The following is a 384-nucleotide window of genomic DNA, read 5'->3' on the forward strand; positions in this document are numbered from 1 at the left end:
GGTGCTGGAGATCCACCGCCGTATCTATCGCAAGCTGACCGAGCTCGACCAGCCCCGCTGGGCGCCGCGCGAACGCTCCCTGTTGGTCGCCGATCTGGAAAGCGAGATCGAGCTTCTGTGGATGACAGGCGAACTGCGACTGGAACGCCCGACTGTCGAACGCGAAATCGCCTGGGGCCTGCATTTCTTTCGCGAGGTCATCTTCGAGGCAACGCCACAGCTCTATGACAAGCTTCAAGGCGCCTTTGAGCGTCACTATTCGGGCGAGCCGATCAGAATTCCCTCCTTCATGCGCTATGCCTCGTGGATCGGCGGCGACCGCGATGGCAATCCAAATGTGACGGCCGCGGTCACAGCCCATGCCATGGCCGAATACCGCAATAC

At 60.9% G+C, this 384-nt stretch carries 1 protein-coding gene; it reads left to right on the forward strand.

The annotated features are described in order from the left end of the window. The coding region (locus EN935_RS40515; RefSeq protein WP_127374472.1) for a phosphoenolpyruvate carboxylase at nt 1-384 on the forward strand (384 nt) is incomplete at both ends.

The sequence above is a fragment of the Mesorhizobium sp. M7D.F.Ca.US.004.03.1.1 genome, from assembly GCF_003998635.1.
GTDB classification, from domain to species: domain Bacteria; phylum Pseudomonadota; class Alphaproteobacteria; order Rhizobiales; family Rhizobiaceae; genus Mesorhizobium; species Mesorhizobium loti.